General features: G+C 68.9%; 7 protein-coding genes. 4 read left to right on the forward strand and 3 right to left on the reverse strand.

Annotated elements, in window-relative coordinates; all coding sequences use genetic code 11:
• From R5H32_RS20405 to R5H32_RS20415, 3 genes are all read right to left on the reverse strand, one after another.
• Positions 1–218: DUF4147 domain-containing protein (locus tag R5H32_RS20405; protein WP_318340486.1), on the reverse strand; the 218-nt coding region annotated here is incomplete at its 3' end.
• 4 nt (positions 219–222) lie between these two features.
• Positions 223–1,200 carry a CoA ester lyase gene (locus R5H32_RS20410; RefSeq protein WP_318340487.1) on the reverse strand — a complete coding sequence of 326 codons (978 nt, stop codon included), beginning with the start codon at positions 1,198–1,200 and terminating at the stop codon, positions 223–225.
• 215 nt (positions 1,201–1,415) lie between these two features.
• Positions 1,416–2,069, reverse strand: a complete 654-nt coding sequence (locus tag R5H32_RS20415) for a response regulator transcription factor (RefSeq protein ID WP_318340488.1) — start codon at positions 2,067–2,069, stop codon at positions 1,416–1,418.
• Positions 2,070–2,311: 242 nt separating this feature from the next.
• Here R5H32_RS20415 and R5H32_RS20420 point away from each other — a divergent pair, with 242 nt between their 5' ends.
• From R5H32_RS20420 to R5H32_RS20435, 4 genes are all read left to right on the forward strand, one after another.
• Complete coding sequence (locus R5H32_RS20420; protein ID WP_318340489.1) at positions 2,312–3,559, forward strand: aminotransferase class V-fold PLP-dependent enzyme; 1,248 nt, start codon at positions 2,312–2,314, stop codon at positions 3,557–3,559.
• A gap of 19 nt (positions 3,560–3,578) precedes the next feature.
• Positions 3,579–4,775: a malate--CoA ligase subunit beta gene (locus R5H32_RS20425; RefSeq protein ID WP_318340490.1), complete on the forward strand. Its 1,197-nt coding sequence runs from the start codon at positions 3,579–3,581 to the stop codon at positions 4,773–4,775.
• Entirely contained in the window at positions 4,775–5,668 is an 894-nt protein-coding gene (sucD, locus tag R5H32_RS20430) for a succinate--CoA ligase subunit alpha (protein WP_318340491.1), read from the forward strand. Before R5H32_RS20425 ends, sucD begins: the two co-directional genes overlap by 1 nt.
• Positions 5,669–5,691: 23 nt before the next feature.
• On the forward strand, positions 5,692–6,659 hold a 968-nt coding region (locus R5H32_RS20435), incomplete at its 3' end, for a D-glycerate dehydrogenase (RefSeq protein ID WP_318340492.1).

Consider the following 6,659-nt stretch of genomic DNA (forward strand, 5'->3'; position numbering starts at 1 on the left):
TCGCCGATCTGGCGGAGCATCTCCGCGGCCATCGGGATCGCGGCTTTGCCAATCGCGACAACCACATAGGCCCCGCCCGGGTCGGGGCGGGGCAGCGGGGCCGCGGTCAGGGCGGCGCGCAGGGCACGGGCGGGATCGGCCGCGGCACAGGCCGCTGCGAAGAGCTCCGCGGCGGTCTCGCGCAATGTGATCACGGGGTCGGCCGCAGATCCCGCCATGGCCTCAGGCCCCGGCGATCTGGCGCGCCTTCTCGACCAGCACCTCGGCCTGGCGGATCGAGGCGTAGTCGATGAGGCGGCCGTCGAGCGAGACGGCACCCTTGCCCTGGGCGGCGGCTTCCTCCATCGCGGCGAGGATCCGCTGGGCCTTGGTGACCTCGGCCTCCGAGGGGCTCATCACCTCGTTGGCGAGCGCGATCTGGGAGGGATGGATCGCCCATTTGCCCTCGCAGCCGAGCACCGCGGCGCGCTTGGCGGCGGCCTTGTAGCCCTCGGGGTCCTGGAAGTCGCCGAAGGGTCCGTCGATGGGGCGCAGGCCGTTGGCGCGGGCCGCGACCACCATGCGGGCGAGCGCGTAGTGCCACATGTCGCCCCAGTGGACGGCGCGGGAGCCGTCGGCGAGCGGGTCGGTCAGCACCGAGTAGTCGGGGTTGACGCCGCCGATGATCGTGGTGCGGGCGCGGGTCGAGGCGGCGTAGTCGGCGACCCCGAAGTGGAGCGATTCGTTGCGCTTGGAGGCGGCGGCGATCGCGGAGACGTTCTGCATGCCGAGCGCGGTCTCGATGATGTGCTCGAAGCCGATGCGGCTTTTGTAGCCCTTCGCGTCCTCGATCTGGGTCACCATCATGTCGACGGCATAGACATCCGCCGCGGTGCCGACCTTGGGAATCATGATCAGGTCGAGGCGTTCGCCGGCCTGTTCGACGACGTCGACGACGTCGCGGTACATGTAATGGGTGTCGAGGCCGTTGATTCGGACCGACATGGTCTTCTTGCCCCAGTCGATCTCGTTGAGCGCCTTGATGATGTTCTTGCGGGCCTGGGCCTTGTCGTCGGGCGCGACCGCGTCCTCGAGGTCGAGGAAGATCACGTCGACGTCGGATTGTGCCGCTTTCTCAAACATTTGCGGGGCGGAGCCGGGGACGGCCAGCTCGCTGCGGTTGAGCCGGGCGGGGGCCTGCTGGATGACGTGGAAGCTCATGGGGAAGATCCTTCGGGATTGCCGCGATGCAGCGGATGGGTGACGGCCGCCATTCAAACGCGCAAGAGTTCTTTCCTGTCAAGCAACAAAATTGCGTCAAATCGCGCCGCGGCGACGCTTCGCGCAAGCCCGCCCGGCCCCCCTCCGGCCCCCCTCCGGAGGCGGTCGGCGACCCGTCGGCGCGGTGTCGGCACAGTGTCGGGCAAGCGTCGGGCTCAGTCCCCGGGGCGGGCCGGGGCGCCGAGCCGGGCGGCGTAGTAGAACGCGATCGCCTGGGCGCGGCTGGTGACGCCGAGCTTCTCGAAGAGGTTCGAGAGGTGGAACTTGACGGTGTTGGCCGAGATCGCGAAGTCGCGGGCGAGCTCGCGGTTGGTGAGCCCCTTCGAGAGCGCCTCGAGGAGCGCCCGCTCGCGCCGGGTGAGGCTCTGGATCGGGTCGGCCTTGAGCTCGCGGATGTCGAGGAACGGGAACACCATCTGGCCCTGGGCGACGGCGCGGCAGGTCTCGAGGAGCTTCTCGACGGGCGTGGTGCGGGCGACGAAGCCGGCGGCGCCGGCGAGCATCGCGAGCCGCGGCACGTCGCCCCTGGGGTCGTCGCCGTAGACGACGAGGCGGGGCGCGTGGGGCTGTTCGCGCAGGACCTCGATCAGCTTCTGGCCGCCGAGTGCCGGCAGGTTCCAGTCGATCACGCCCACCTTGACCGGGACCCGCATCACCGCGCCGAGGAAGCCCTCGGCGGTGGCGGTGGTGGCGACGAGCGAGAATCGGGGGTCGCGGTCGAAGATCTCCGACATCGCCGAGAGGACGAGCGGATTGGGGTCGGCGAGCGAGACCGCGATCGGGGCGGATTTGTCGTCAAGCTGTTGCATTTCCTGCCTCTTTCGCCAGAACCTACCCGATAGGGCGGGCAATCCTCCGGTATACCTCGGTATCCATGCCAATATGGGTAGGAAATTCCCCATACCATCGGATACCCGAAAGCAGGAGTAACGCAGGTTGTGACGCGGCGGCAAGTCGGATTGTCTTGCGGCAACGGACCCCGCCCCCGTGCCGACGTCCGCGTCCCGCCCTCCGCCGCGCCCCCCGCGGCCCGAACCAGCAGGTCCGAGAGATGAACGAACCGACGATCTTCCCCGCCCTCGAGATCCCCGAGACGCTCGCCGCAGGCCCCGGGCCCGGCAACACCGATCCCCGCGTGCTCGCGGCCTTCGCCCGCACCGGGCTTGCCGACCACATGCAGGCCGACGTGCTGCGCGGCATGATCGAGTGCAAGCAGATGCTGCGCCAGGTCTGGGGCACGAAGAACACCTACACCTACGGCGTCGGCGGCACCGGCTTTTCCGGGCTCGACTGCATGCTCGGCGCGATCCTGCCGGGCGACAGCGTGGTCGCCTTCGTCAACGGCACCTTCTCGGGCATCGACGGGCTGACGATCCGCATGAAGGCCGCGACCCGCGAGGAGCTGCGCGCCAACGCGCTCGACCCTGAGGCGGCTTCGGTCACCATCGTCACCGTGCCGCACGGGCAATCGGTGACGGCCGAGACCGTCGAGAAGGTTCTGGCCGAGAAGAAGCCGAAATGGGCCTTCATGGCGCATTGGGAGACCGGCTCGGGCCGCGTGAACGACCTTCGGGGCTTCTCGGAGGCCTGCGAACGCCACGGCGCGATGGGCCTGGTCGACGCGGTCTCCTCGCTCGGCATCGCCGACTTCTCGATCGACGACTACCCGGGCGTGGTCGGCTGGGCCTCCTGCCCGCAGAAGGGGGTGCTCTGCCTGCCGCTCACCTACGCGCCGGTCAGCTTCACCGATCGCTACATCGCCGAGGTCCGCGCCAATGGCTGCGCGTCCTACGTCCACAACCCGGTGCTGGAGGCCCGCCACTGGGGCGTCGTCGAGGGCCGCGACGTGGCGGCGGGCTCCTACCACCGCACCCATTCGGGCTACGCGGTCGCGGCCTTCCACGAGGCGCTGCGGCTCACGCTCCAGCAAGGGATCGCGCAAAAGGCGCGCGACTACGCCTTCCACGAGAAGGCGCTGAAGGACGCGGTCACCGCGATGGGCTGCACCGTCACCTCGAACATGACGAGCCTCGTCGTCCTCAACCTGCCGGCCGCGCTCGCGGGCCGCGAGAAGGAGCTGGTGCAGGGCGCCCGCGCGAAGGGCTTCGGCATCTGGCCGACGCTCTCGGAGCCGGTGCAGGTCCGGATCGGCATCCTCAACCAGCTGAGCCAGGCCGCGATCACCGAGATCGTCACCCGCTTCGGTGCGGCGATGAACGAGATGGGCGCCGGCATCGACATGGACCGGGTCCGCGAGGGTCTCGCGCGCCACTACCAGACCGCGATCGCGGCCGAATAATCTCACCGGGAGGATCGAGATGGACATCCACGAATACCAGGCCAAGGAGATCCTTGGGAAGTTCGGCGTCACGGTGCCGGAAGGCGGGCTTGCCTACAGCCCCGAGCAGGCGGCCTACCGGGCGCGCGAGCTCGGCGGCAACCGCTGGATCGTCAAGGCCCAGGTCCATGCCGGCGGCCGCGGCAAGGCCGGCGGCGTGAAGCTGTGCAATTCCGAGCACGAGATCCTCGACGCCGCCGAGAGCATGTTCGGCAGGAAGCTCGTGACGCACCAGACCGGGGCCGAGGGCAAGGGCGTCTACCGCGTCTATGTCGAGGCCGCGGTGCCGTTCGAGCGCGAGATCTATCTCGGCTTCGTCCTTGACCGCTCCTCGCAGCGGGTGATGATCGTCGCCTCCTCGGAAGGCGGCATGGAGATCGAGGAGATCTCGGCCGAGAAGCCCGACAGCATCGTGCGCTCCACCGTCGAGCCGGCGGTCGGGCTGCAGGAGTTCCAGGCCCGCGAGATCGCCTTCGCGCTCGGCATCCCCGCCAAGCTCACCCAGCAGATGGTCCGCACGCTGCAGGGCTGCTACCGCGCCTTCACCGAGCTCGACGCGACCATGGTCGAGATCAACCCGCTGGTGATCACCTCCGACGACCGCATCCTGGCACTCGACGCCAAGATGACCTTCGACGGCAACGCGCTCTTCCGCCATGCGCAGGTGGCCGAGCTGCGCGACAAGTCCCAGGAGGATCCGCGCGAGAGCCGCGCGGCCGACCGCGGGCTCTCCTACATCGGGCTGTCGGGCAATATCGGCTGCATCGTCAACGGCGCGGGTCTCGCCATGGCGACGATGGACACGATCAAGCTCGCCGGCGGCGAGCCCGCGAACTTCCTCGACATCGGCGGCGGCGCCACGCCCGAGCGGGTGGCCAAGGCCTTCCGGCTGGTCTTGTCGGACGCCAACGTGCAGGCCGTGCTGGTCAACATCTTCGCCGGCATCAACCGCTGCGACTGGGTCGCGGAGGGCGTGGTGCAGGCCTTGACGGCGAACCCCGTCGACGTGCCGGTGATCGTGCGCCTGGCCGGGACCAACGTCGAGGAGGGCCAGAAGATCCTCGCCAAGTCCGGGTTGCCGATCATCCGCGCCACCTCGCTGATGGAGGCCGCCGAGCGCGCGGTCACCGCCTGGCAGAACGACAAGTCGCAAAACACCAATGTGAGGGCCGTCTGATGAGCATCTTTCTCGACCGCACGAGCCGCGTCATCGTCCAGGGCATCACCGGGCGCATCGCGCAGTTCCACACCAAGGAAATGATCGACTACGGCACCAATGTCGTCGGCGGCGTCGTGCCCGGCAAGGGCGGCGAGACGGTGCACGGCGTGCCCGTCTTCAACACGGTGAAGGAAGCCGTGGCCGCGACCGGCGCCGATGCCAGCCTCGTCTTCGTGCCGCCCCCCTTCGCGGCGGACAGCATCATGGAAGCCGCCGACGGCGGCATCCGCTACGCGGTCTGCGTGACCGACGGCATCCCGGCCCAGGACATGATCCGCGTCAAGCGCTACATGTACCGCTACCCCAAGGAGCGCCGCATGGTGCTCACGGGGCCGAACTGCGCCGGCACGATCAGCCCGGGCAAGGCGCTCTGCGGCATCATGCCGGGCCATATCTACCTGCCCGGCCATGTCGGCATCGTCGGCCGCTCGGGGACCTTGGGCTACGAGGCCGCCCAGCAGCTCAAGGACCGCGGCATCGGCGTCTCGACCTCCGTCGGCATCGGCGGCGACCCGATCAACGGCTCGTCGTTCCGCGACATCCTCGAGCGCTTCGAGGCCGATCCCGACACCCATGTGATCTGCATGATCGGCGAGATCGGCGGGCCGCAGGAGGCCGAGGCCGCGGCCTATATCCAGAGCCACATGACCAAGCCCGTCATCGCCTATATCGCCGGTCTGACCGCGCCCAAGGGCCGCACCATGGGCCATGCCGGCGCGATCATCTCGGCCTTCGGCGAAAGTGCGTCCGAGAAGGTCGAGATCCTCTCGGCGGCGGGCGTCACCGTGGCCGAGAACCCCTCGGTCATCGGCGAGACGATCGCCCGGGTGATGAAGAAAGCGGCCGCGTAACGGCCGCGCAAACGGAGGCGATGATGGCGAAACCCAGGGTGCTGGTGACGCGGGCCTGGCCCGCATCGGTCGAGGCGAAGATGGCGGAAGCCTTCGACGTCACGCTCAACCGCGACGACCGGCCCCTGGGCGCGGCCGAGATGAGGGCCGCGCTGACCGACTACGACGCGGTCCTGCCGACCGTGACCGACCGGCTGCCGGCCGATCTCTTCGACGCGCCTCAGCTCAGGGCGAAGATCCTCGCCAACTACGGCGTCGGCTTCGCCCATATCGACACCGATGCCGCGAAATCCCGCGGCATCACCGTCACCAACACGCCCGACGTCCTGTCCGACTGCACCGCCGACATCGCGATGACGCTGATGCTGATGGCCGCGCGCCGCGCCGGCGAGGGCGAGCGCGAGCTGCGCGAGGGCCGCTGGACCGGCTGGCGCCCGACCCATCTGATCGGCACCAAGGTCTCCGGCGCCACGCTCGGCATCATCGGCTTCGGCCGCATCGGCCAGGCCATGGCGCAGCGCGCGCACCACGGCTTCGGCATGAGGATCCTGGTGCAGAACCGCTCCGCCGTCGCCCCGGAGATCCTCGCCCGCTACGGCGCCACCCAGGTCGCCAGCGTCGAGGACATGCTGCCCGAATGCGACTTCGTCTCGCTCCACTGCCCCGGGGGGGCGGCCAACCGCCACCTCATCAACGCCCAAAGGCTCGAGATGATGAAACCCTCCGCCTTCCTCATCAACACCGCCCGCGGCGAGGTCGTCGACGAGGCCGCCCTCGCGCAAGCCCTCTGGTTCAACACCATCGGCGGCGCCGGCCTCGACGTCTTCGAACGCGAACCCCGGATCCACCCCGACCTCATGGGCGCCGACAACCTCGTCATGCTCCCCCACCTCGGATCCGCAACACGCGAAACCCGAGAAGGCATGGGATTCCGAGTCCTCCAGAACCTCACCGAATACTTCGAAGGAAAAACACCCCAGGACAAGGTTGC

This window comes from Defluviimonas sp. D31, assembly GCF_033436765.1.
Taxonomy (GTDB): Bacteria; Pseudomonadota; Alphaproteobacteria; order Rhodobacterales; family Rhodobacteraceae; genus Albidovulum.